The 25,548-nt window shown below is 49.0% G+C and carries 20 protein-coding genes; 4 read left to right on the top strand and 16 right to left on the bottom strand.

The genetic code is table 11. The features are described from left to right. Positions 1-98 precede the first annotated feature (98 nt). Positions 99-3,020: an MMPL family transporter gene (locus DL346_RS02215; RefSeq protein WP_112880454.1), complete on the top strand. Its 2,922-nt coding sequence runs from the start codon at positions 99-101 to the stop codon at positions 3,018-3,020. Between the two features lie 55 nt (positions 3,021-3,075). Here DL346_RS02215 and DL346_RS29250 read toward each other — a convergent pair whose 3' ends face one another. The 6 genes from DL346_RS29250 to DL346_RS02185 form a co-directional block, all read right to left on the bottom strand. After that, positions 3,076-3,687 (bottom strand): hypothetical protein, encoded by a 612-nt coding sequence (locus tag DL346_RS29250; protein ID WP_206098461.1) that lies wholly within the window; start codon positions 3,685-3,687, stop codon positions 3,076-3,078. 142 nt (positions 3,688-3,829) lie between these two features. Next, positions 3,830-4,612, bottom strand: coding sequence for a phytanoyl-CoA dioxygenase family protein (locus tag DL346_RS02205; protein WP_112880453.1), 783 nt, complete (start codon positions 4,610-4,612; stop codon positions 3,830-3,832). Positions 4,613-4,748: 136 nt separating this feature from the next. Continuing rightward, positions 4,749-5,714, bottom strand: a complete 966-nt coding sequence (locus DL346_RS02200; protein ID WP_112880452.1) for an aldolase catalytic domain-containing protein — start codon at positions 5,712-5,714, stop codon at positions 4,749-4,751. 126 nt (positions 5,715-5,840) lie between these two features. Beyond that, entirely contained in the window at positions 5,841-7,223 is a 1,383-nt protein-coding gene (fumC, locus tag DL346_RS02195) for a class II fumarate hydratase (RefSeq protein ID WP_112880451.1), read from the bottom strand. Between the two features lie 118 nt (positions 7,224-7,341). Then, a complete protein-coding gene (locus DL346_RS02190) occupies positions 7,342-7,740 on the bottom strand; it encodes an acyl-CoA thioesterase (RefSeq protein ID WP_112881734.1) in 399 nt (132 codons plus the stop codon). Positions 7,741-7,781: 41 nt separating this feature from the next. Continuing rightward, entirely contained in the window at positions 7,782-8,348 is a 567-nt protein-coding gene (locus DL346_RS02185; protein ID WP_112880450.1) for a hypothetical protein, read from the bottom strand. A gap of 158 nt (positions 8,349-8,506) precedes the next feature. Here DL346_RS02185 and DL346_RS02180 point away from each other — a divergent pair, with 158 nt between their 5' ends. Further along, the gene (locus DL346_RS02180) at positions 8,507-9,118 is read left to right on the top strand and encodes a hypothetical protein (protein WP_112880449.1); all 612 of its coding nucleotides are present in this window, start codon (positions 8,507-8,509) and stop codon (positions 9,116-9,118) included. Between the two features lie 81 nt (positions 9,119-9,199). Here DL346_RS02180 and DL346_RS02175 read toward each other — a convergent pair whose 3' ends face one another. From DL346_RS02175 to rpmG, 10 genes are all read right to left on the bottom strand, one after another. Then, the gene (locus DL346_RS02175) at positions 9,200-11,440 is read right to left on the bottom strand and encodes an ABC transporter ATP-binding protein (RefSeq protein WP_112880448.1); all 2,241 of its coding nucleotides are present in this window, start codon (positions 11,438-11,440) and stop codon (positions 9,200-9,202) included. Between the two features lie 36 nt (positions 11,441-11,476). Continuing rightward, entirely contained in the window at positions 11,477-12,034 is a 558-nt protein-coding gene (locus DL346_RS02170; RefSeq protein WP_112880447.1) for a DUF1854 domain-containing protein, read from the bottom strand. Continuing rightward, on the bottom strand, positions 12,031-14,301 hold the full coding sequence (locus tag DL346_RS02165) for an ABC transporter ATP-binding protein (RefSeq protein WP_240632996.1): 2,271 nt from the start codon (positions 14,299-14,301) through the stop codon (positions 12,031-12,033). Before DL346_RS02165 ends, DL346_RS02170 begins: the two co-directional genes overlap by 4 nt. 308 nt (positions 14,302-14,609) lie before the next feature. Next, the gene (locus tag DL346_RS02160; RefSeq protein ID WP_112880446.1) at positions 14,610-15,299 is read right to left on the bottom strand and encodes a response regulator transcription factor; all 690 of its coding nucleotides are present in this window, start codon (positions 15,297-15,299) and stop codon (positions 14,610-14,612) included. Continuing rightward, positions 15,280-18,456: a response regulator gene (locus tag DL346_RS02155; RefSeq protein ID WP_240633088.1), complete on the bottom strand. Its 3,177-nt coding sequence runs from the start codon at positions 18,454-18,456 to the stop codon at positions 15,280-15,282. The genes DL346_RS02160 and DL346_RS02155 overlap by 20 nt, the downstream gene beginning before the upstream one ends. A 388-nt stretch (positions 18,457-18,844) precedes the next feature. Continuing rightward, on the bottom strand, positions 18,845-19,903 hold the full coding sequence (locus tag DL346_RS02150) for a hypothetical protein (protein WP_112880444.1): 1,059 nt from the start codon (positions 19,901-19,903) through the stop codon (positions 18,845-18,847). Between the two features lie 58 nt (positions 19,904-19,961). Next, complete coding sequence (locus DL346_RS02145; RefSeq protein WP_165822340.1) at positions 19,962-20,492, bottom strand: SMI1/KNR4 family protein; 531 nt, start codon at positions 20,490-20,492, stop codon at positions 19,962-19,964. A 50-nt stretch (positions 20,493-20,542) separates the two neighbouring features. Next, entirely contained in the window at positions 20,543-20,872 is a 330-nt protein-coding gene (locus DL346_RS02140) for a hypothetical protein (protein WP_112880442.1), read from the bottom strand. 238 nt (positions 20,873-21,110) lie between these two features. Continuing rightward, positions 21,111-22,013 carry a hypothetical protein gene (locus tag DL346_RS28910; protein WP_165822339.1) on the bottom strand — a complete coding sequence of 301 codons (903 nt, stop codon included), beginning with the start codon at positions 22,011-22,013 and terminating at the stop codon, positions 21,111-21,113. Positions 22,014-23,018: 1,005 nt separating this feature from the next. Then, positions 23,019-23,171, bottom strand: coding sequence for a 50S ribosomal protein L33 (rpmG, locus tag DL346_RS02125; protein ID WP_112880440.1), 153 nt, complete (start codon positions 23,169-23,171; stop codon positions 23,019-23,021). Positions 23,172-23,421: 250 nt separating this feature from the next. On the opposite strand from rpmG, the gene DL346_RS02120 reads away from it, so the two are divergent. Both DL346_RS02120 and DL346_RS28745 read left to right on the top strand, forming a co-directional pair. Then, positions 23,422-23,988, top strand: a complete 567-nt coding sequence (locus tag DL346_RS02120) for a hypothetical protein (RefSeq protein WP_112880439.1) — start codon at positions 23,422-23,424, stop codon at positions 23,986-23,988. Positions 23,989-24,853: 865 nt separating this feature from the next. After that, positions 24,854-25,369 (top strand): hypothetical protein, encoded by a 516-nt coding sequence (locus tag DL346_RS28745; protein WP_133257470.1) that lies wholly within the window; start codon positions 24,854-24,856, stop codon positions 25,367-25,369. Positions 25,370-25,548 lie beyond the last annotated feature (179 nt).

Here is a 25,548-nt window from a genome sequence, read left to right as displayed (position 1 = left end):
ATAATTATGACCGTTAGTTCAAAATTATTGACGAGCGGTTTGGCCATGCGCTATAACTATTCATAGAGAATCACGTTAGTTTGAGGAGGAAACCGCACATGACCGAACGCTTCATACGGGGCTTAGCCCGCGCCAAATGGGTTGTTCTCATTGGCTGGCTGGCGATCGCCGTCGCCTCGATGCTGGCCCTGCCCGACCTTGCGGCCATCGTCCGCGAAACCGAGCAGAAATTTATTCCCGCCGACTCCGATTCCGTCGTCGCCAAGCAGCTGATGGAGCGGATCAATCCGGAGACGACGACCAAGTCGAGCGCTATCCTCGTCTACTCGCGCGAGGGCGGCTTGACGGAGCAGGACCGCGATTGGCTGAAAGGCAAAGCCGAGGAGCTAGGCAAGCTGAGCGGCAAGGACGGATTCAAGTCCGTTCAATCCGCTTACGAAACGCCGGAGCTGGCGGAGAAGTTCCGCAGCAAGGACGGTACCACAGAGCTCCTTATCGTCGGTTTTGCCCGCGCGGATAACGATGTGCTGACGCAGGAAGCGGTCGATACGCTCGCCTCCAAAGTGAAAGGCGCGCCTAGCGGCAGCAAAGTCGAGCTGACCGGCAGCGCTCCGATCGGCAAAGATTTTCAAAGCAGCTCCGAGGAAGGGCTGAAGAAAACAGAGCTGCTCACGGTCATTCTCGTTCTCGTTATTTTGCTTATCGTCTTTCGTTCACCCGTCGCCCCCCTCATCCCGCTAATCACCATCGGGATCTCGCTCGTCATTACGCGCGGACTAGTAGCGGCGGCAACCGAATTCGGCATGCCGGTCTCCTCGTTTACGCAATCGTTCCTGATTGCAGTCTTATTCGGTGCCGGAACCGACTATTGCATCCTTCTGATCCAGCGCTTCCGCGAGGAGCTGAACCGCGACGGCGACAAGGTAGAAGCGCTCGTCCGCACGATGCGTACGGTAGGCAAAACCGTCGCCTTCTCCGCGAGCACCGTTTTCGTGGCCTTCTTCCTGATCGGCTTCGCGCAATTCGGGCTCTATCAATCGGCCGTCGGCGTCTCAATCGGCGTGGCTGTTACGCTCATCGCCGGACTTACGCTAACGCCGGCACTGCTCATGGTATTCGGCAAAGCGACCTTCTGGCCGAGCAAGGTTGCTGACGGGCAAGGACACGGCGAATCGAAGCTCTGGGGAGCGATGGCGTCCCTGGCCGCACGCAGACCGGTCGCCATTCTGCTCGTCGCCGTTCTTCTGCTTGCGCCCATTACGCTGTTATACCAGGGCAAGCGCTCCTTTGACGATCTGGCCGAAATCAATCCGGAGTATGGGTCCGTTCAAGGCTTCCGCCAGGTCGAGCGCTCCTTCGGCGCCGGCGAAGTATTCCCGCTCTCGGTCGCGATCTCTTCGGCTGACTCCATGCGCAGCCCGGACGCGCTAGCCGCGCTTGAAACCGCGAGCGCGAACGTAGCGAAGCTCGAGGGCGTCAAAGAAGTGCGCAGCGCCGTTCGGCCGCTGGGCGAGCAGCTGGCCGATCTGACCGTTTCCAGCCAGTTGACGCAAACCTCCGACGCCCTGCAGCAAATGAAGGATGGCGTCGATCAAGTCTCCGGCGGACTGCTATCGGCAGACAGCTCGATAACGAGCGGTCAGGCCGACATCCGGAAGCTGACCGGCGGTCTGCGCACGATGGCCGACAAAACATCGGAAGCGCAGCAAGGGCTAAAGCAAATCTACGGCGGCATGCAGCAAGCTTCCGAAGGCGCCGGCCGCATTGCCGGCGGACTCAAGGAAAGCGCAGCGGTGTCCGACTCCATGGACGTTGATTTGCAGGCGCTGCTGAAAAAATATCCCGAGCTTGCGAAGGAAGCCGCCATGCAGCAGCTGCTCGGCAAACAGCAAGGACTTGCGGGCGGATTAATGGAATTGTCCTCCGGCGCGAACCAATTGTCGGCAAGCTTCGAGCAGCTGAACCCGGGAATCGGCAAGGCGGCGGACGGACTCGGCCAACTGGCTGACGGCCAAAAGCAGGCAGCAGACGGAACGGCGAAGCTGGAAGGCGGAATGCAGCAGCTATCCGTCGGCTTGAAGGACGGCGCCAAAGGACTCGGCGATATTTCGAAGGGGCTTGCCTCCGTGAAAGAAGCGCAGCAAGCGATCGGAGCCAGCCAAATTCCGGGCTGGAACCTCCCTCAAGCGGCGCTTGACAGCCCTGAGCTTCAACAAGCGCTTGATTACTATATTTCCGAGGACGGGAAAACCGCCAAGCTGGACGTCGTCCTAGCCGTTAACCCTTATTCCCCGGAAGCGCTGACCACCGTGGATCAAATCCGCGAGTCGCTGATGCACAGCTTTGAAGGCAGCGCGATGGAAGGCGCCCGCGTGTACGCATCCGGTACGTCCGCGCAAATTTTGGAGCTGAAAGATATCTCGAAAAGCGACTTTACGCGGACCGGCACATTCGTCCTTATCGGTATTTTCATCGTGCTGATGATTTTGCTGCGCTCCATTCTGGCGCCGCTCTATGTGCTGCTTTCGCTCGGCTTTAACTTCCTAGTGACCATGGGGATCGTCGAATTTATTTTCGTCGATTTGCTCGGCAAGGAAGGGCTGTCGTGGAGCGCATCGTTCTTCGTGTTCCTCATTATCGTGGCGCTGGGCGTCGATTACAGCATCTTCTTAATGGCCAGATTCAAGGAAGAATACCGGCCGCGCGGCATAACGTACGCGATGACCAAGGCGATGACCACGACCGGCGGCGTCATCATCTCCGCTGCGGTCATTATGGGCGGCACATTCGCGGCGCTCATGCTGTCGGGCGTCAATACGCTCCTGCAAATCGGAGCAGGCATCGTGATCGGGTTGATTCTGTACGCAACGGTCTTTATGGGCCTCGTCATTCCGGCGCTCGCAAACCTTTTCGGCGAAGCCAATTGGTGGCCGTTCGGCAAGCCGGCCGCTGCTGCCGAACAAACCGGCTCCGGCTCGGATAGCGAAGGCTCGCGTATCCTTGAGCAAGCCGCGGATTAACAACAATAAAGGCTGTATCCGCTCCGGCTGGAGCGAGATACAGCCTTTTTTTTGTTTATAACGAGTCCGATACAGCCTTTTTGGCTGCCTGAAGCGTATACGCGAACAATTCCATGAGCTCGAGATGCTGCACATACTCGACCGCGCCCCGGGTTTCTTCACCGATGGTACCGCTCTCTTGCAGCGCAATCATGCCTGTGAAGGCCGGCGCATTCCAACGTGCCTGGCGCCGCATCAGCTGCAGCCCTTCGCGTATTTCGCCGTCCTGCAAATCGCCCAGAATGACGCTGTTTTGCAGCCAATCCGCTGCCCGAGACTGCAAGCGTTCCATCGCCGGATGCGATCCGGCCATGCTAAACCAGTAGTTCGCATTGGAGAAGTCGCCTTCCATACGGTGCATGATGCCGTGCCAATAGCAACCCGTCGGATCGTCCTCGATCTCCTGGGACTGCGCATGCGACGCATCCAAGCTTTCATTTAGCAAATGCAGCCCGGCTTTGAGCGCAATCAGCGCCGGTACTGCGGCCTTCGGCGTTGCGGCGGATATGAGCGGCAAAGCTGCGATCTCTTGATCGAGCGCTGCATCCCATACCTGTTTCGGCGATAAAGCCTGCATCGTCTGACGCGATTCCAATCGTTCGATGATGAGCGCTAGTGAATTCTTCAAGCCGCGACCACTCCTTCAACAGTTAGTAACGCAATCACCTTGTAAATAAAGGAGAATTGGACTTTATTGTAAATGATCGCCTCCATAAATTCAATGAGAAAAAGGCCGCACGGAGCTCCTCCGTAGGGCCTCATATTAGTACTTATCCGTAGGGGCCGCGAGGATGAAACCCGAGCAGCCGCATCAAGCGCGGGTTGTCCTTGGCCGCGTCGATGACATGCTGCGGCATCTTATAGTTAATGAAAGGATAGAACCGTTGCGATACCCAACGCCTACCGTAAGTCACCTGCTGAACCATCCGGATTTTATCGCTCTCATTCCGTGCGCCGCGATGCCAGGTTTGACCGTTGAATAGCAGCATGTCGCCTTTCTTGGCGATGATCGAAACAGGTCCTCGGCCCTGATAGCTGGGCGTTTCCCTTTGCGACGCCGGATGCCTGCCGCTTCGGTGACTGCCCGGCACAAGCTGAGTCGGCCCCATATCCTCGGTAACGTCGGTTAAATAGTACATGGCGGTAAACATGAAGCAGGGCATTTGGATGCGAGTGTCCAGTTCTACGCCTTCGGGAATCGGGAAAAACAAGTCTTCGTCAACATGCCAGCCGTCAATGCCGGTTCCCGGCGTCGTGTACAGCCCGTTATTGGAAAACATATGACAGTTCCTGCCTAGCACCGCTTCGGCAAAAGTCACCGTCTCCTCTTGATCGATCAGCTGCAGAAACAGGTTGTTCCGCTCGAACATTTTCGTCCGGATATTCATGCCATAGCCATCGAACTCTGAAGTCCGGAACTCCTGCTCAAAAGCCTCCCGGTACTCATCCACCCGCTGCTCGTCTAGTACGCTCCGTATGACCGTAAATCCATTCCGGTAAAACTCATCCAAATGTATAGCCATATCAAAGACTTGCCGCTGCGCACCCGCCACTACCGCTCCCCCTCCAAGATTCGGTTCAATGGTACTATAGTTAGCTTATCGCAATTCCATCCGTTGGACAATATGATCATCTGATCTTTCGGATATAAAATAAAGCTCCCTAACCACAAGGTCAAGGAGCTTCTTCTTATTTGCTATGCAGCACTTCAGGCGTCGTCAGCTTGTCGTAGAAATCAACCGACTTGTCCTTGTCAGGCGTATTCCGAAGCGCCATCGCGGAGCGAGGGTGCTCATCCAGCATACCGGTAATCATATAAGGAATAATATAGCCCCACTCTTCTTTTTCACGCAGTGGAATCATGTACTTCTCGATCATATCGAGCACCGGGCGAACATTGTATTTCGTGTTCTTCAGGTTTGCCACAAGCAGCTCTGTCGGGCAGTTGCCGGCAGCGCGGCCCATACCGTATACGGATGCGTCCAGGAATTCAACGCCTTTCTCGACGGAAACGAGCGTATTGGCAAAAGCCAGCTGCATATTGTTGTGCGTATGCACGCCGAGGCGCTTGCTAGGCAAATACTTCTGGAATTTGCTCACCAGGTAGTTGAAGTCATTCGGCGATAAGCTGCCGTAGGAATCTACGACGTAAACGACGTCTACGACGCTCGCTTCGATCAGCTCAAACGCTTCAAGCAGTTGGTTCTCCATGACATTGGAGAGTGCCATAATGTTCAGCGTTGTCTCGTAACCGCGGGAGTGGAAGACATTGACCAGCTCAAGCGCCTTCGGTACGTCCTGGATGTAGCAGGCTACGCGAATCAGATCGAGCAAGCTTTCTTCGCGCGGCAGGATGTCGTTCTCGTCTACGCGGCCGATATCGACAAGCGCTGACAGCTTCGTGTTCAGCTTCTGCGGGATGACTTTACGGAGAAAGTCGTCGTCCAGAAACCGCCATGGACCTGCATCCTCAGCGCCCTTGAGCAGCTTCGGCGAGTTCTTATACCCGATTTCCATATACTCGACGCCGGCTTCATTCAGCGAGTTGTACAGGTGCTGAACGAACTCAACGCTGAAATCCCAGTTGTTGACGAGTCCGCCGTCACGGATCGTGCAGTCGACGATTTTGCAATGACATTGTTTCGAAGCATTCATAGCGCTGTGTCTCCTTTAGCCAGATCTTGTCTTTTCTAATCATAATACTTGATATCGCCTATGAACGCAAAGCCATTTTTGTCGGATTTGCACTAAACCGCGCGAAAAGATTGTCGGGCGCAAACGTTAAATCATCTCCTCCGCTCTGACTACCTGATCAAATTTGTCTGCCGTAATGAGCCCGCTTGCAATGGCCGCCTCGCGCAGCGTAATGCCCTGCTTATGCGCAGCCTTCGCGATAGCCGCCGCATTTTCATAGCCGATATGCGGATTGAGCGCCGTCACCAGCATCAGCGATTCGTTCAGATGCCGGGCGATCGCGTCGCGGTTTGGCTCGATGCCGGCGGCACAATGCTCGTCGAAGGAGCGAATCGCATCGCTGAGAATCCGGACCGACTGCAGAAAGCCGTGAATAATGACAGGTTTGAACACATTCAGCTCGAAGTTGCCTTGGCTGGCTGCAAAGCCGATCGCCGCATCGTTGCCCATGACCTGGCAGACTACCATCGTCAGCGCCTCGCTCTGCGTCGGGTTCACTTTACCCGGCATAATAGAGCTTCCAGGCTCGTTCTCTGGAATGCGAATCTCGCCGATACCGCAGCGGGGACCGCTCGCAAGCCAGCGGACATCGTTCGCGATCTTCATCAAATCCGCGGCAAGCGCCTTGATGGCGCCATGGACGAAGACGATTTCGTCATGGCTCGTTAGCGCCTGGAACTTATTCGGCGCGCTCATGAACCGCTTCCCAGTTAGACGGCTGATCTCGTCCGCAACCTGCTCGCCAAAGCCCGGTGGGGCATTGAGTCCCGTCCCAACGGCCGTACCGCCGATCGCAAGCTCGCGCAGCTCGTCGCGGCTGGCGCCGATATTGCGCTCTCCCTTCTCGAGCATGCGTACCCAGCCGCTAAATTCCTGGCCGAGCGTGAGCGGCGTGGCATCCTGCAAATGAGTGCGCCCGATCTTGATGACGTCCGCAAAGCTGGCGCTCTTCTGCTGCAGGGTAGCTTTAAGCTGTGCGATGGCCGGCAGCACCTGGTCTTCGACGGCAATCAGCGCTGCGATATGCATCGCGGTCGGGAAGGTATCGTTGGAGCTTTGCGAGCGATTCACGTCGTCGTTTGGATGGACGGCCGAACCCGGCTGCCCCTTCTCCTCTAGCAGTTGAACCGCGCGCCTGGCAATGACTTCGTTCACGTTCATGTTAGACTGCGTGCCGCTGCCTGTCTGCCACACGGCAAGCGGAAATTCATCCTTCCACTTGCCGGCTATGATCTCATCCGCTGCCTCTGCAATGGCTTCGGCTTTTTTCGAGTCGAGCTTGCCCAGCTTACCGTTTACCGTCGCCGCCGCTTTCTTCAGATACGCGAAAGCGGTGATGAGCTCACGCGGCATTTTCTCCGTGCCGATCTTGAAATTTTGCAGGCTCCGCTGCGTCTGCGCGCCCCAAAGCCGGTGTGATTCAACCTCGATTTCGCCCATCGAATCCTTCTCGATCCGGTATGCTGTCATGCTAGTTCCTCCTCGTTTATTACGTGGCTCGCTTTATAACCTATGAAAGAGGCGACGCATCTACGAGCATGCATCGCCTCTTTCCCATGATTTCCTATTTGCCGTGATGTAATACGGCTTATTGCGGCTGGAATTGGCAGCGCAGCTCCGGCGGCAGCTCCCGGCTCTTGCGCGTGCTGGAATCCATCGCGACGCTAGTTACGAGCGCATCCGCGCAGAGCTCGCCGCGATCGTTCACGATTGCCTGCTTCAGCACATAGCTGCTGCGCCCTGCCCGCTCCGGAGTCGTCGTCACCGTCAGCTTATCGCCTTGCTTGCATTCCTTGCGATAGTTGATGTTGATGTTAACCGTCACCGTTTGTACGCCCATCGCCAGCAGCATGTCATAGCGCAGGCCTGCCTGCTCGTACCACTCTTCCCGTCCCCATTCGAGATATTCCAAATACTTGGCATTATTGACATGTCCGTTCACATCGATTTCCGTTGAGCGGACAATGAGTTCCAGCGTCGCTATCATCGGCATTCTCGCTCCCTTCATCTATGCCATCCTAGAAACCTTCATTCGATTTCAAATGCTGAAGTTGCCACAACCTGATTCCATTCCACTTGAACGGTGTAGGAACCAGCCTGTAAATTCGAAAATGTTTTCTTATCTATATACTCTTCTCCCGGCTGCAAATCGAGATAGTCTTTGATCGGAACCGAGCCTTTTTCCGCTACTTGATCATCTTTCATTAAAATATAGCGTGCTCCTCCAATTACGGTTATTTGCTCATCACTACTATTTATAAACGTATAGATCGCTGTAGTATGCGGACCTTCATGTTCGATAGCAATAGAACCTTGTAAACCTCGTTCCTCCATTTCTACCGATTTCACTTTTATCTTCTCAGGATCCCATACATCATCAGGATCCGTGCTGTAGAGAACGAATGTTACTTGTTGGCCTACTTCTAGTTCGTCGTAATCCTTAACCTTTATCGGTCCTTGTTTGTCGACATAGACGTAATGATTTGCTTTATCTATTTCAGTGATTTTACCCGATAGTTCGAATTCCTCGCCTCTGGCTCCGCTGCAGCCCGCTAAAAGCATGATCAGTAGTATTGCCAGTAAATAGTTATACATGCGAACCTCCTATCATTTATATAACTATTAGATTGCAAAAAGCAGTAAAAAGTTGCATTTTTCCACAGTTTCACGCATTTTGCTCCAATACTTGCTTAAACAAGGTAAATATCGGTGTATATATTCTCGAGGTGACTTACCGACTTAGGGGGAAAAATATGAAATCATCCACAATAAATCTTATAGGTGCAGGTATCGCCATCGTCATTATTGGATCTGCTGCAGCCTGGGGCCTCAATAAAATTCATCTCATAGCGGGAGCCGCACAGCTGGCAGAAGCGGCCGCGCCACCTGCCGATAGGCCGATTAAAGTGCCGCAGTTTACATATGAACCGAATGCTGCCGAAGGCCGGGCCGTCGGGAAAATCGAAGAGTTTCACTGGCTGTTCGATTCTAATCTATTAGACGGCAAAATTAAAAGTTTCGACAATCCGAAGGCAGCCGCTTGGACCGCATTAATGAAAGAGCCAGCGTTTAACAGCGCATCCTACACAAAAATCGGTACCACGCTAGGCAGCATCGAAGGGCTGCAAATGGATATGAGCAATTTAGCAGAGCTTGCTAAAATCGCCAATCATACGCATGACCCGCAAGCGCTGGTATACATGCACCGCATCCTGCACGACTTAGATTACTGGGCATTTCCAGACAAGAACGATCAAAGCAAGTCAGACGATTTTTTCGGCGTGACTGAAACCGCACCGGCGCAAGATGCCCAAAATCGTGACGAATTGGGTGCATTCATCGCAGACCATCAAAACAAATCATAAGCAGCAGCTAAAAAATAATCCCGCCCGCTCGGCATACAGCCAAGGGGACGGGATTTTCTCATTTGCGCGATTCGGCAGGCGCTAAGCCGTAATCTCTACTGACACAGGCTGATCTTTACCATCATTCTGATCCTGTTTCTTCGTCATATTGCGCTGGGCATTGATGAGATTATAATAAATCCCTTTCTTCTCCAGCAGCTCCGAATGCGTACCAACCTCAGCTACTTCCCCCTTCTCCAACACGAGAAGGCGGTCGGCGTGGCGAAGCGTGGACAGCCGGTGCGCAATGGCAATGGTGGTCCGGTTCTTGGTCACCCGCTTCAGCGCTTCCTGGATGGCCGTTTCCGTCTCGATATCGAGAGAAGCGGTTGCTTCATCGAGGATTAGAATGCGCGGGTTATTGAGGACAGCCCTCGCAATGGCCAGCCGCTGCCGCTCGCCGCCGGATAGGTTATTGCCGTTCTCGTCGAGCATGGTGTCGTACCCGTCCGGAAAATTAATGATGAAGTTATGTGCGTTCGCGATCCTCGCCGCTTGAATGATCTCCTCGTAGGTCGCATTCGGTTTGGAGTAGCGGATATTATCCATGATCGTCCCGGTGAACAGGAACGTTTCCTGCAGCACAACGCCGATTTGCGATCGGAGTTCAGCTTGTTGTATGGTCCGGATATCTACGCCATCGATGAGTATTTCGCCATCGGTTACATCATAGAAACGGGAGATCAAATTGATTAACGTGGATTTGCCGGAGCCCGAGTGACCGACAAGCCCGATCATTTCTCCCTGCTTCACCTCAACATTAATATCCTTCAATACAGGCTCGTAGGTCTTATAGCCAAAGACGACTTTGCGAAACGAAATATGGCCCTGGATAGCGAGCTTTCCGCTGCGCTCCGAATCGATCACCTCAGGCTGCTCGTCGATGACCGAGAACACGCGATCAATCGAAATCGCCGCATTCGCCACCCACCTAGGCAGGAACATCATCCATGCAATCGGACCGAAAACCATCGCCGCGTACGAGCTGAATTGAATCAGTTCGCCGATGTTCATTTGTTTATCGAGAATCAGGCTGCATCCGATCAACAAAACAAAATATTGTCCCATCTCTATGAGGTAATTCGTAATCGGCGATAGGATGCTGAACAGCTTCTCGCTTTTTACCGTTGCGGCCGCAAACTCGCTGTTGTAGTCGCGGAACCGCTTGATTTCCCGCTCTTCTTTTCCGAACGCTTTAACGACGCGAATGCCGCTCAGCACATCATGCAGAAATGAATTCGCTCGATCGTGCACCCGCCATTGCTTATGGAAAAGTTTCCACAGCACCGTTTTCCAAATATATCGGTGGAGATAGGCGACAAGAGGCGCGGGAAGTAGAACGACAACTGCCAGCCGCCAATCGGCTTGAAAGAGCAGGTAACTGGCGCATACCAGCATAATGAGCTGAAAGATCGCTGTCGTGCACAATTCCTGAATGAGATGCCGAATCCGGTCGGTATCGGAGGTAACCCGGTTCATAATATCGCCGGCTCGCTGCGATGTCAGAAATCCGAGCGACAGCTGCTGCGTCTTGTCGAACACCATTTTACGCAAATCCGCCGCTATGCCTGAGCTTACCCCAGCCATAATCCGGCTCTTCGAAATGGCCAGCAGCTCTCCGAACACAAGGACTGCCAGCATGCCTGCTATGCCGAGGAAGAACATTCCTTTGTCCGTGCTTCCATCCGTCGGCTGAAGGGCGCCGTTGACCAGCAGCTTCTGAAAGTATGGACCGACCAGCGCAATTCCCGATGAAGCAAACAATATGGTGAGGCCGAGCGCAAGCGTCTTCCAATGCCCACGCGATACGGCAAACAGCCTTTTGATCGCTGCGGCTTTATTCATGCATCTCGGACATACCCGGGTGCCGTGAATAAGGGTGCCGCCGCATTTGGCGCAAATCGGCTCTTCTTCATTGTTATAGATTCGAATCTGCCGCTTTGCCGAAATGTCATTCAGAATTTGGGCAATGAAGCCGTACCTGGCTGCATGCTGCATCGTTAAACGAGCGATAATTCGTTTGGAATGATCGATTTCGGCTTCAAGCACCGCATTGCCGATAAGCGGAATGATTTTATAATCGGTACCATCTGCAATAGACCGTTGATCCATCACGCGACCGTTCTCGATATAAGCCCATTTCTCATCCCCGATGACCAAAAATCCTGCTATCCTGCGTCCAGTTAACGATAAATCGGCAGGCACACAATAACGAATGGTCTGCCCGACCGCTTGCCTTGCAGCTATGAGATCCTGCTCGGCAAGCTCATAATTGAGATTCATTTAAAGCCTTCTCCCCTTTGTCAAGCGCTGCATGGCTTACATGCTCATTTCAACCATTCGGTACTCTTTATCGGTTAACCTCGTGAGGTCCGGGATTACGAATCGGTTGCCGTCGACATCGTTGATGAGCAATCGGTTTGCGGTGACGAGCTTCGTATGGCCTCCCCCGCCGCGCACCGTAAACCGGCACAAGCCTGCCGTCGTTTCCGCCTCCCAATAGGCATAGCCGAATTCTTCCTTCACGCTGACTACTCTTGTAATCTCAGGTGCAAAATAGCGGATACTCACCTGCTCCTCCAGAAACTGCGCGGTTTCCGCCGGAAACTCATCCAGAGAACGGATCATGCCGATTTCCTTGTTCTCGATGGTCCGGATCGACAGGTAGATGCTTCTATTCGTATGCGGAAAGGAACAATGCACATACACGGCCGGATGCTCCTCGCCATCGACTTTGACTGAAAGCATCTGGCCTTCCGTTTTCTTAAACGTTGCATTGGAGACCGTTAAGTACTTGATATTCGCAGCATCCGACAAATCCGAAGTTGTCTTCGCCGCATCCGTTTCATGATCTGAAGCTGCTTTACTAGCCGTCATGCAGAAATCACCTCGTTCATTTTGAGCGCCTCGTCATGCTTCTTCACGAGACCGTAGTATGCACCTTCGCGGGTCATGAGCTCTTCATGCGTGCCGCTCTCCACCACTTTTCCATTATCCATGACAATAAGAAAATCCGCGTTGCGGAGCGTCGACAGCCGGTGTGCAATGGCAATCGTCGTTCTGCCTTTAATAAGCGAATCAAGCGCTGCCTGGATCTGAAGCTCCGTTTCGGTATCAAGCGAAGCCGTCGCCTCATCCAAAATGAGGATGCGCGGATTATGCAGTACTGCACGCGCAATGGACAACCGCTGTTTCTCGCCGCCGGAGAGGTTGTGTCCCCCTGTGCCGACGATCGTATCGTAACCATCCGGCAGTTTCTCGATAAAATCATGCGCATGCGCGATCTTTGCCGCATAAATGATATCTTCGACACTGCAATCCGGATTCGCATAGGCGATATTTTCCGCGATACTTCCGGAGAACACATAGACATCTTGCGAGACGATGCCAATATTGTTGCGCAGGGACGCTGAAGACAAATCCTTGATGTTGATGCCGTCAATGCGAACCTCGCCCTCGGAAACATCGTACAAACGCGAAATGATATTGACCAGCGTTGATTTGCCGGCCCCCGAGTGACCGACGACGCCTATCATTTGGCCGGGCTTGGCACGCATCGAGACTTGCTTCAAAATAGCTTTATTCGGTTCATACCCGAATACGATGTTCGATACTTCAATGTCGCCATTCATCCGATCCAGGTGAACGGCATTCGCCTTCTCGGTCACATCGGGCACCGAATCTTGAATCTCAAATATACGCTGCGCGGCAGACATACAGTACGACCACCAGCTCACGATATTGTTCATAAATTGTATCGGCCCGTAAAGCATGTGCATATAGCTGACGAAGGTCAGCACTTTGCCGAACGAGATATCGCCACCCATAACCATCCAGCCGCCGAACGACCAGATCAGAATACCGCCGGTTTGCGTCAATACATTCAGCACCGGAAACATCGTTCCGGCAAACTTGTTAAACGACTGATCCGCATGGGAGTAGGCCAGGTTGGACGTGTGAAATCGTTCCATTTCCTTTTGTTCTTTACCGAACGCCTTGACGACCCGCGTGCCTCGTATCGTGTCGCTAATGATGGCATTCATCCGACTGATCGTCCGATGCCTTCTCCATGACAGCCGCCAAAGTCTCGGAAATGCTTTTCGGACGAGGATGACAACAATCGGCAGCGGAAGGAAACAGAGCAGCGTCAGCTTCCAGTCCAGGATCAGCAAAATCGTTGTAATGCCGATAATATTCATCGCATTGACAATGAAAAAGGACATGCCGTCAACAAAGAAATATTGAAGCTCTGTCGCGTCGTTGTTCACTCTGGTCATAAGCTGGCCGGTTTGTTTACGCTGGAAGAAGCTGAGCGACAGCCGCTGCATGGCAGAGAATACGCTCGATTTCAGGTCGAACGCGATATTCGCCGACATTTTCGCATTGATGACGCCGTATAGCACGCCGAACAGGAGGGACAGTGTCCTGAACCCGATAATGAGCAGAATGATCAAGCCGATTTGATGGGCGAACATTCCGTTCCCGCCAAGACCTTGATCGATAAGCACGGTACCTTGCAAATAAGGAATGACAAGTCCGGTTCCCGAATTGAGCAGCATGAAAAAAATAATAAGGGCCATGGACTTCTTATACTGACCCGCAAAGGACAGCAGCCTGCCGAAGATGGCATGCTTCTTCATGCATTTCGGGCAAATCTGCCTGCCTTCCTCCGGATAGATCATGCCGCACTTCGGACAGGACGCGTGTCCGTGTTCCTCATGAAGATGCAGCTCTTCGAGCGACTCCTGCTTCTTCAGCTTCTCAAAAGCGGAAGCAAACCTCGATGCTCTGCCCATCTCGCCATTCGTGAAAGCTCCAACGGTGCGTTCCTCCGCCGCTCTCATGACGACCATGCCGGATGCAACCAGATTGACAATGGACAGAGATTCAATCTGTGCGAGCTCGAACGACTCGATCGACCAGCCTGCAGGTTGGCTTTGCTTGGGCTGGGCATTTTCTGTCTTAGCGGAAGGTACTGCATATCCTTTGTAGATTTTTTCTTTAGCAGGCTCATCTAAGCTAGTCGCTATGAAGAGTCGATTGCCGGTCAAGATGAGATACGTATCCAGAAATTTTCCGTCCGTCGTGCGGTCGCAAATCATGGTGTAGACGATTTCTTCTTCCGCTACATGGTGCTGCTTCAATACTTCTTTTAAATCTGTTGTAAGAATAGCGATCAGCTCTTTCGAAAATAATTGATGAAAGCGATTGCACAATTGCTGGAGGCGAAAACGGCATAAACATCGTAAGTTTTTCCGGTAGATTTGTCAACGATTTACTTTTCAAGCATACATCAACCAATAAGGCTGCCGATCGATGGATCGGCAGCCTTATTAACATCCTTTGTACTGTAAAGATTATCCAATGGGGTTAGTGCTTAACCCTGCATGGTACTTGAACGAATCAGGGAGCAGCTGCCGCGACAGTCTGCTCCCTGTTATTTTTTTACAACTTACTTATTGGAATATTTGTACCCAATCCCCCAAACCGTCTTAATAAACTTGGGATTTTTCGGGTCCTTCTCAATCTTGTTTCTTAGCTTCGTCACATGGACATCGATCGAACGCTCGCTCACAAGCGTATGGCTCCCGCGCAAATACGTGATAATCTCCTCTCTGCTGAACACTCTGCCGGGATAACGATTAAACAATTGCATAATTTCAAACTCCGTAAACGTCGTTTCAATAACATGCCCATTCATTCGTATCGTGCGAAAATATCGATCGACGCTGATGAAATCATCGACAGTCTCCGATTGCCGATTTTGGTAATGCGAAGCACCCTCCTGTGCCGCCCGCAACTGCGCGATCATCCTGGCAGACAATTCTTTCATGCTGAACGGTTTGCACAAATAGTCATTAACCCCGTTTAGCAGCGCTTCTATACGGTTGGATACGTCCGTATTCATCGAGATCATTATGATGGGCAGAAACGAAAATTGGCGAATTTCCTTGCACAGCTCGATCCCATTGATATCAGGCAATAGACAATCGATAATCGCGATATCCGGATCGCTCTTCCTAATGGCCTGTATTCCCTCCATGCCGCTAATCACTCTTTGAACGGAATGCCCTTCTTCCGTTAAGTACATGGCAATCATGTCCCGCAATACGGTTTCGTCTTCAATCAGTAAAACATTCATGACCATCCGCTCCATTGTCCTTAAACTTAGATTCATGCTGCTTCAGCGAATGCAAGATTGTTCGTATTTCATTATTCAATCGTATAAAAGGAGCATCGTACTCTTCTTCGGCTTTAAGCGCCTTCTCCAGATCAGTCGCCGCTTCCAGCAAACCGGTTGCCGACAAATGTCCCGCTGCACCTTTAAGCATATGAAGCATTTGTTGAGCTTGCAGCCAATCACGCCTAAACATCGTTTCTTGCAGCTCTTCTATGAAATGACTATAGTCCTGTTGAAACATGTTCAAAATATGAATCAGAATATGTTCTTTCCCGTCTACACTCCGCAAAATAGCTTCCGTATCAATCCCTGCTATGGCCCTCTTAGGTTTGACATACTGATTAATGAGTTCGACGATACGATCGAATTCTACCGGCTTCGTTAAGACATCGGTCATCCCGACCCGGTAGTATAATTCATGATCTTCCTTCACTACTCCTGCCGTTAAAGTGATGATCGGGAGGCCAGCCAAGCTAGGATTCTCTCGCAGCCTCATCGTTGTTACGATACCATCCATCTCAGGCATATGAATATCCATCAGCACCAGATCAAAATGGTTATGTTTGAGGTGCTCCAGGACCTCCAATCCATTATTCGCAACCGTGACCGAATAACCGTACATATTCAGCATCTCGGTCATAATGAGCTGATTAATCCGATTATCTTCCGCAAGCAGGATTTCAACCCCCCGCCCAACAGGCTCTTCTTCTTCTTTTACGAATGGAACATCTTCGACCGGATCACGATTCCCGAATAGTGACTTTAACGCTCGATATAAACCAACACGATTGACCGGCATTAAGAGTAAAGCATCAGGCTGCGCATGCGACGGAAGCACTCTAATCATTTCGTCCCTGATCATCGGCGTGCCTATGACGACAATCGGCATATTCCGTGCGGATGCCTGAAGTTTCAATTGCAGCCAATCCTGGACGTCAGTCATTTCTTCCGCGCATAAATCAGCCAAAATTAGATCGTATTGCTTTGTCGATAATTCGACTTGTTTATAGTCCGAACAGCTTTCCACTTGAAAATTCAGCGTCTCCAGCATGGAGCATAATCCTTTTCTAACGAGCGGGCTTTCTTCTATCACCAATACTTTCATTGCCGAAAAATCAGTATAGTCCTCCCGTTTCGGATCCGCTTCTGGAAAGAATTCAAACGGTAAAACAAAGGAGAACTTGCTGCCTTTCCCGGCCTCGCTCTGCACGCTGATCGTTCCGCCCATTAACTCTACAAAGTATTTGCAAATCGATAAACCAAGTCCGGAACCACCGTATTTAAGGTCTCTGGCATAGCCTAATTGGGTAAAAGGCTTAAAGAGCTTGCTCATCTCTTCGTCCGTCATGCCGATTCCCGTATCCTCTACCGAGAACTCAATATGGATCGAGTCTTCATCGACATGGACAGGCTCTACTTTGACGTAAATGTAGCCGTTGTCTGTGAATTTGATCGCATTATTGAACAAGTTGATTAATATCTGCTCAATTCGCATGGAATCGGCAAACAACGCGTCTGGAATATCGGCCGAAGTATCGATGATGAATTTAAGCTGCTTATATCCAATAAGCGCACTTAACATGTCCGATAACTGCTGTATCATTTCGTGGATATTAACCTCAGCCATCTCAAGGTCGATTTTTCCGGACTCTATTTGCGAAAAATCCAAGACATCGTTAATGATCCCAAGCAAGGTGCGTGATGAAGTTATTATTTTTTGTAAGTAATCCATTTGAATTGGAGATAGTTCCGTTCGCAGCAACAGCTCGGACAGACCGATTATGCCGCTGATCGGCGTGCGAATCTCGTGGCTCATCCGAGCTAGAAACTCACTCTTTGCCTTGTTCGCTTCATCTGCTTCTTTCCTCTTCTTAATATCGGCAATGTCATGCATCGTTCCCGTTATGCCGGCTAAGATTTGATCTACATAATTCGGACTGAACATCACATCGTACTCGTATTGCTGGTCATTCAATGTAAAGCTGCAATCAAATCGTTGGGGCGTTCCATCTCGAACGGCTTTTGAGAAATGATAGTTGCAGACAAGCGCGTGGTCTCCGGGCGGCAAAAGATCCTGCAATTGTACACGGACCATGCAATCAGCCCTTAGATCGAATACCTCGCGGGCTGTTTGATTAAGGGAAGTTATGGTCCCGTCCGTTTGAAAACGAAAGATGAGATCTTGTGAACTTTCAACCAAGGAGCGATACAGCTCCTCGCTTTCAGCGAGCTGCTTCTCCGACTGCTTGCGCTCTGTAATGTCTATGGCAGAACCAATGACAGCGTCTACTTCCCTTCCATTAAAAATCGGCTTCAGTGAGAGAAGAACCGTATGACCGGCGAAATTAGCCTCGTAAGACACAGGATTACCTTGCCATGCCTCTCTATGATTTACCTGCAAAAATCCGCTAAGCCGTTTTGGGAGCGCTGCATTGGTCTCGAGCGTACTGCCTATGAGTTCTTCAGGAGCGATCCCAATGTCTTGCAGAAGTTTACCTCCCGCTATCACGCATTTGGCTTGATCTTTATCTTTTTTTAGTTTAAACGTAAACCCCGCCTGAGAATGAAGGATCTCCAGCAAGTCCCGCTGCAGCGCGTCAAATTGCTGTCTTAAATGCTGAGACTTTACGAAAAAGTACATTTTGACCGCGATATACATGCCGCATATTTCGTATGCCGCAAAATAAGGCAAAAGGATCGAGTTTAGAGATAGATGCTTAAATCCAAAAAAGTAAATCATTATAATGATATTCGTTCCTGTAATTGAAACCGTCCACTGTATCCAATAATGATTAATATATCGCCGTGTTAATATACTGATTACTGCTATAATGGCCGTAACGGCTGTCACATGTATCATGACTTGAGCGGTAGGCCATAACAACATCCGACTTAATAAGATCACTATTGAGGTAATGATGACCGCTAATGGCCCTCCGAATAAAGAGGAGACCAATATCGCGATTGGTCTAAGATCGAATATCAAGTTGTTGTTCAAGTGAAACCCGGTATACATTAATACGACTCCCAGCAAGCCGTGAAACAGCCCCACCTTCCATTTATAACTCCGCGTGCTCTTCAATTTCTCGTTCAAAAGTAAATTACCGAAAAAAAACATAAAGATCGTAACCCAACAAAAGTTTAAAACCAAATCCCGAAAAATCACCTAAAACACATCCGATGCACTTTAATAAGGTAGCCGTCTCTTACTGGTTCTGAAATAGTTAAGACTTAGTATAAGAGAAAATAATTACAAAATTTTTAAGTTTTTTGTTTACTTTATGTTTCAGAAATAAAGCAATTATTAATAATTTCCAAAGGGACGATTGTAGCCCTTATATAGGCAATTCATACGAACATATGCGGCTTCATGCAGAGAAGGTGCAGGGATACCCCTGCACCTTCTCGTTATACAATATACAACCCGAAGCACTAATTGAGCCGCCATCCTACGAATCGGAACAATACAGTATTAAGTGAGCTAGCGCGTGTCATTAGCAAATAGGTTAGTGGAGGATAATCGACACTTTCGCCTTCGGTCGTTCATTTATTGGTTTTGATTGATAATCTTCCGTAATTTCGATGCCTGCTGGTGGCAGCGAGACGACCACATCGTATGTGCCAGGAAGCGCAGGCTCCAGATCAGATTTCCCATAAAACTTCGGAACGAATTTGAACGTTTGTGCAATGGTTTGCGATGGCTCTAATTGGGAGTTGGAAATATCATCCGTGCAAGCTTGATCAACTGGTTTAAAAGCTAAGTATTTCTTCGATTCTTGATTGATAATGCGTACATTTATGTGCGTGGGGCAACTGGAGCTTCCTACAACGTAAGTTAGCGGTTCTTTCCCAAGGTTTGTAACTTTCGCATCGACTACGATTTCTTCATTCATTTCAAAATGATCTTTACTTAGCCTAATTTCATACTTTAATTCCCCAACTGTTTCCTCATGTAGAATCGGATTGGCCTTGTCCATAAGTTTAGGTTTTTCCACGATAAACCCGATCTCCGCTTTTAAGCTAAGGCGATCGTTATCTTGATTTTCCTCCGAGCCGGATATCGGTTCGAAATCAGCCGAGCCAAACACGCGGTAATCCCCCCAAGGCAGCGTACCTTTTTGGGTTGCCTCCGCCACGCTTTTCATGAAATCAACATAATCCTTCGGATCTTGCGATCCGTATCCGCCCGCCCCCTTAAAAGGCTCCCTCAGAGGCTCTCCCTTTTTTAAAACGGAAACGATAAGAGGCTGATCCATCATATAGAGGAGATCGTAGCCTCTTGTTTGCTCTTTCATCGGAAAAGAGAACGGCGAAGCAGCGTGGGCGATTTTGATTTCCGGCTGATCTCCGACGTATTCCAGCTCGGCATAGACTTCCACTTTCTCGCCTTCGGCGTATGCCGATTTTTCGGACACGAGGCGATAGACAAAATCACCTTCTGCGACTTCCGCATGCGAATCAACAGCTGGTTTGTTTGCCACGTTGTTCACGTCAGGCTTTACATGTTCTGAGCATCCCGTCAACAAACAGACAATGGTGGAGATCATGATCACAAATTTACCCAACCTGTTCACTCCGATATGTTCGTTTTTCTTTTGGACGCATGCGCGTTTCTATTTGTTGCTAATCGCCATTAATCAACTTATGAAAATCAGGATGGATCCACACTTCTTTAATTTCATAACCAGAAAGATCTGCTTCATCGGTATCTGGCTGCATACGATCCAAAAATTCACTAAACGAATCGGCGATGAACTGTAAATCATTTATCTCGGCTCGATCCTCTGGCGCAATTTCGTGATCCCAAAAAAATATTTCGCCATAATGCTCAGCAGAAAGCGATAAAACAATCAAATTGCCACCTGCTGCTCTACAAATAGGAAGTGAGTCATGGGGTAATGCTTCTCTATGAATCTCAAACTGATTGAACATATCGTCATATCCTAATCCGAATCCAAAAAAAGAATCGATGGAAGTGAATATCATATCAAGCTCGCTCTTTTTATCCATTTCCAAAAAATTCGGCTCAGGATCGCCGCCGTTTGTGTCCAATAAGAACATAGAATAATCGGCAGGAAGCTTTAATCTATATTTGTTTTGAAATGCTTCAATACTCTCTTTGCTCGTCTTTGTTTGGTTATGAATTTCTATCAAACTATACACTCCTCTAGTAGGCGAAAGCACACTCAGCCGTACCATCGTATTTATTCTATTTTGATTGATGTTATTTTCCAGGTATCCTTAGAATCAACGCGAAAATTAACTTTGTTGATTTCAATTCTTTCTATGCCATTCTTATCCAAATAGGTCATTTTCACATCCGCATTACCTATTCCATCCTTCTCAAAAAGGGTCATGATTTCAAGGTCTTCAAGTGAGACTAGATGATATTCCTTATGTAATTTCCTTATATTTGCATAATAATCAATAAGGCTAGCTTCTTTATTGTCCCAATCAAGAAGTTCCTGAGACTTCTCCATCTGACCTTGAAGCATAGCTTCGTAATATTGATATATTGTATCTTCTATTGTCATTTGTTTAGCTTCACATCCCAATAAAAGTAGGATAAGGAAAACAGCTTGCAGATATCTCATATATGCACCGCAATTCATGATGAATTGATATTCATGCTATCAAAAAGCCACGACTAATACTAAGGATAATTCTGGTGTTTTTTTTCAAAACAGAAACAAGGGAGCAGCTGCCGCGGCAACCTGCTCCCTTGTTTAATGAACTGTAGTCTCCAGTTAGTGAATTGTGGAAATCAATTTTTCACTTGAGTAAGTTCTCCGGCGCGGAAACGATCGTTTGGAGAATCAAACCAGTGCGCCCGGATTGAGAACTGAGATATTGAGCACCGACACTGCTTCCGCCATCTCCTCCATTACCGCCGGAAGCGCCGCCGCCGCCGCCGCTATTAGTTGATGAGCCTTCAAATATAGACATACCAGCACTTCCTCCTAGTACTTCCAAGTTTCCCGTGATGGCGGGCGTTGTTGCGGTAATCAGATGAATAATACCGCCTCCGCCTCCGCCTCCTCCACCTGACCCCAAACCTCCGACAACATTATTAATGCCTGGCGAGCCACTGCCACCATTCGCGCGGATTGAACCGGAAATTGTCATGGTTCCTTTGGCAGCAACGATAACAATTCCCCCTCCTCCTCCTCCGGCCCCGCCTGTATCGCCGCTTGAAGTAGAGTTCATGCCGCTATTCCCGTTTGCATGGATGCTTGCGCCCTGAGCTATAGTGAAATTGCCTTTCGCATAGATCGCGATTGAACCCCCGCCTTCGCCCCCAAAACGATAAGAAACTTCAGCTCCGGCGCCTCCGGCGGCAATTGGAGGATTCGTCAATTGCGAGGCTTGAAGAACTCCCAAACCGATTCCTCCGTAAACAGAGGGTGGCGCAAGGGAAACACCCGGATGAATGGCTCCTTTACCATTATCTTCAGCTGCTGGCGCGACCGAAATATGACCGGTTATATTCACATCGCCTGTCGCTCTTAGGGTTGTTCCGCTAGGGACAGCTAAGATACCGGCTATATGAATGGATGTGAATTGCAATGTTTTTCCCGCACCAAGGCTGTTATATCCTGCTGTTGTAGTCAAATCTAACGTTGTACCTTGTGGAACTGTCAATACACCGCCCAATCCGTCACCGTAGGGATCCACTCCACCAGAACCTGCCGGTCCTGTTGGACCCGCCGGACCTTCTGGGCCTGCTGGACCCTCTGGTCCCACTGGACCTGCTGGACCTACCGGACCCTCTGGTCCCACTGGACCTGCTGGACCTGTTGGACCCTCTGAACCTGCCGGACCCGCCGGACCTGCTGGACCTTCTGAACCCACTGAACCCGCCGGTCCTGAAGGACCTTGCGGACCCGCTGAACCTGCCGGACCTGAAGGACCTTGCGGTCCTGTTGCTCCGGGTTCACCTGGATCGCCTTTATCCCCTCTTGCTCCAGGTTCACCTTGCGGACCTGTTGGACCCGCCTGGCCAGCCGGACCTGCTGGACCCTCTGGACCAGCCGGGCCTACCTGGCCAGACGGCCCTTGTGGCCCGACTTCATTCCACACGATTCCAATTTCATTATTTCCGCAACTCTTTGATTCATCTATCATTTTTATCGTGCCGGAAGTGTTATTTACGCAAGCATAATAGGTGATGTCGTCACCTTCTCCAAAGGCGTTGGTCACTCCAAACGTAGCCACTACTAATATACCGATTAGTACAACCTTTGTAATTGAATACTTCCACAGTCCTTTTAATTGAGTCACATAATCTCTCCTTCAAATAGTTTACGCTTCACTCAGACAAATCTCAGGCGTAACGTGCGAAAGTTCTCGACTCACCTCACTCTCGAATAAGTGAAGGAACCAAATTCCCAGGCTCTACTGGTAATTTATTTAGATACGCTATGTATCAGAACATGCAAGTTATAATTTAATGAGGGAAGAGTTAAATCGTGGTAGTATTGGAAAATATGTACAAACTATAAAGTACGGTGAGCAAAGCATGTTAGGTGGAAGCTGCCTGTAATGGCGGCTAGATTGGTCGAAGGAGTGCCGGAACCCGAAAAGCAGTTTCTTTTGTCCGAAATAAAGCGGATCCTACAAACGATGTAAAATGTAAAAAGATCCGCGGAAACCGCGGATCTTCTTGCATTTATGTGCTAGTCAGGATCTTGTCTCTCTGTGAAGCGTTACCTTTTTATGGGACGGACAATATTTTCGAAGCTCCAGACGCCCCGGATTGTTTTTCTTATTTTTAGTCGTCATGTAGTTGCGGTCACCGCATTCCGTGCATGCCAACGTAATGGTTACGCGCATGTGCTTATCACCTTCCTTTGTCAATATGTTATGAACGAAGGCGTCTAGGTGACAATCACAAATGAACGAAAATTTGCCTTGCGGCAAGTAAGTAAATCACAAACTGAAATGTGAAGATAGTCAGACCTAAATTTTATATGAAGTTTTCAATTAATACCAAAATATTCATTTACAATTGTTGACATAGATAATTACACCAATTACTATACTACGTGTAAATACAACCAATCTTAGGAGAGTGAAGGCATCTATGAAAAAACTATCTATACTCCAAGGAGATCTAAACGCACGAGTTTACTTTGTTGATAACACACCTCAAGCTGTTCCTTTCGGTACTGAACGATATGCATATAAATCTTCTTACTATCAGGTGGCTTCGAATACTATCACTGCTTTCAATGTAGGTCCTAGAAATAGTGATGTACATTTGGTTACTGTTGCAAAAGGTTCACAAAAACAATTGACCGAATCCAAGACCGTAACGGGTTCTGTACAATATTCTGGTGTTGTTTCGGCAGAAATAAAACAAGTTATTAATTTGACCATGACCAATCAAGTATCTGGATCCTACTCATATACTTGGGGAACTACTAGAGTATATAACGGACCTGACGGCAACTTCACAACACGCGATTATTATGGGGCTATCAATTATGATCAATATAATACTGTAGTAGTGAAAAAATATGACGTTTACGATGTATATGCGGGAACCGTTTATCTTGGCACAGAAACACTAGATGGGGGTACAACATACGTAAACGGGGTTAAAAAACCTCACAGTACAGAGTACTATGTAGATTCCAACCAGGTCTAAAATCCAATATCTTATCCATTATTGAACAGGCTGCCAATATAATTGACAGCCTGTTGTAATCATTTTGAGGCAACCGCGGAAACCGCACAGGCAGACTTGTCTACTTCTAAATGGTTAGCGTGTACGCGGTAACATGAGAGAGTGCCTGCATATTCTAACGGATGCACCAGTGCTTATTTGCACAATAATGGCCCTTCTTAACATCTAACGGTCGTCAGAGGGGTTATTTGCACCAAATCGGAAGATTTCGCTGCCCAAATCGCCGAATGGCCTTTCTGAGAACCGTTAGCCTTTCAAAAGGGCTTTTTGAGGCTTAATAACGTGCGTGGCAACCGTTAGCGTATGCCGGTAGCATGAGGCAATTTCAATTCTCATCTATTTCATTCGACAACCCCGGAGCGGAGACGACACACTCCCTACGATGAAGAATCTCGGCTAATCAATTAAGCCCTTTTACATCTGTCGTTCCTGTTAGATTTATTTCATTAGGGGCTTTATATAAAACGTATTTACTTGTCCATTGTTGAGATTGGTTCAGTTTATTTCCCCAGTAGGTGAAAATGTCAAATAAGTAATCTATTGATCTGACGAGATAGTAAAAGAAATCATACACTCAGAACCAATAATCTACAATTTTTAGTTAATTATAGATAAATTTGGCCATTTTCAGGAGTGGTCATCCTTTGGAGATTATGGTAATTTATTACATGTTGCTTGCAATTTTGAAACCGGTACCTAACGACGGCGATACTTTTAGTTATCGAGAAGTAATTGTCTTTGTCTGTCACCAAGATCATCACGTTTATGCTGGCCAGCTGTCATATACATTCAACATGAGACACATAATTGAAAGGATTGAGGATTTTTGAAGAAGTTCAAGAAGTCTATTTCCACAATTTTAGTCGCTGCAACTATAATATCTGGGACTTCTGTTGTTACATCTGCTGACGGCATTACCAACACTGCGCGAAGTTTTGGACCTAACTTAGCAGCCAGTACTACAACTGATCTGGATACGTCTGTACCTCCTGCTCTGCTCGATACTTTACCAGAAGGAGCAGTGATTTCTGGCTATAATGCAATTGATACTGGTGTTAATCCGGATGCAACAGTAACTTTTGTTGACCCGTTACGTGCTGGCAAAGCTGAGAAACCTAATTCATACGCTGGTGATCGCCGCGTCTATGTAAAAACACAATATGCAATTGGTAAACTATCAATGGTACAAAGCAGTACAGGACCAATTAATAACCAGAAATTTATTGTAAGTGTTGCAAGAGGTCATACTAATACCGCATCAACTGCCGTTACTGTTTCTGGTTCGCTACAACTAGCAGGGACATATAATGTTAATGTCGTAAACCTTGTAAAGCCTCATTAAACCTTACTGTCTCCGGAACAGTTTCAAGAACTTACACAACAACAGATGTATGGTCAGGGCCGCCAGAAGGATCCTCCTATAATTCACGTGATTATTACGGCGCTATCGACTATGATAGGTATAATATTACAGTAGTGCAGTATGATTATTATGACGTGTATCTTGGGACCGTATATATT

The organism is Paenibacillus montanisoli (genome assembly GCF_003268025.1).
In the GTDB taxonomy this organism is placed as follows: Bacteria; Bacillota; Bacilli; order Paenibacillales; family Paenibacillaceae; genus Paenibacillus_Z; species Paenibacillus_Z montanisoli.
The sequence above is the reverse complement of the archived record's forward strand: the minus strand, read 5'-3'. Positions and strand labels throughout refer to the sequence as shown.

Excerpts from the sequence above, each read along its gene's own strand:
- DL346_RS02215 (WP_112880454.1), top strand. The coding sequence starts at position 99 with ATGACCGAACGCTTCATACGGGGCTTAGCCCGCGCCAAATGGGTTGTT.
- DL346_RS02200 (WP_112880452.1), bottom strand. The coding sequence starts at position 5,714 with ATGAATGCTTCGAAACAATGTCATTGCAAAATCGTCGACTGCACGATC.
- fumC (WP_112880451.1), bottom strand. The coding sequence starts at position 7,223 with ATGACAGCATACCGGATCGAGAAGGATTCGATGGGCGAAATCGAGGTT.
- DL346_RS02190 (WP_112881734.1), bottom strand. The coding sequence starts at position 7,740 with ATGATAGCGACGCTGGAACTCATTGTCCGCTCAACGGAAATCGATGTG.
- DL346_RS02185 (WP_112880450.1), bottom strand. The coding sequence starts at position 8,348 with ATGTATAACTATTTACTGGCAATACTACTGATCATGCTTTTAGCGGGC.
- DL346_RS02180 (WP_112880449.1), top strand. The coding sequence starts at position 8,507 with ATGAAATCATCCACAATAAATCTTATAGGTGCAGGTATCGCCATCGTC.
- DL346_RS02175 (WP_112880448.1), bottom strand. The coding sequence starts at position 11,440 with ATGAATCTCAATTATGAGCTTGCCGAGCAGGATCTCATAGCTGCAAGG.
- DL346_RS02170 (WP_112880447.1), bottom strand. The coding sequence starts at position 12,034 with ATGACGGCTAGTAAAGCAGCTTCAGATCATGAAACGGATGCGGCGAAG.
- DL346_RS02160 (WP_112880446.1), bottom strand. The coding sequence starts at position 15,299 with ATGAATGTTTTACTGATTGAAGACGAAACCGTATTGCGGGACATGATT.
- DL346_RS02155 (WP_240633088.1), bottom strand. The coding sequence starts at position 18,456 with ATGTTTTTTTTCGGTAATTTACTTTTGAACGAGAAATTGAAGAGCACG.
- DL346_RS02140 (WP_112880442.1), bottom strand. The coding sequence starts at position 20,872 with ATGACAATAGAAGATACAATATATCAATATTACGAAGCTATGCTTCAA.
- rpmG (WP_112880440.1), bottom strand. The coding sequence starts at position 23,171 with ATGCGCGTAACCATTACGTTGGCATGCACGGAATGCGGTGACCGCAAC.
- DL346_RS02120 (WP_112880439.1), top strand. The coding sequence starts at position 23,422 with ATGAAAAAACTATCTATACTCCAAGGAGATCTAAACGCACGAGTTTAC.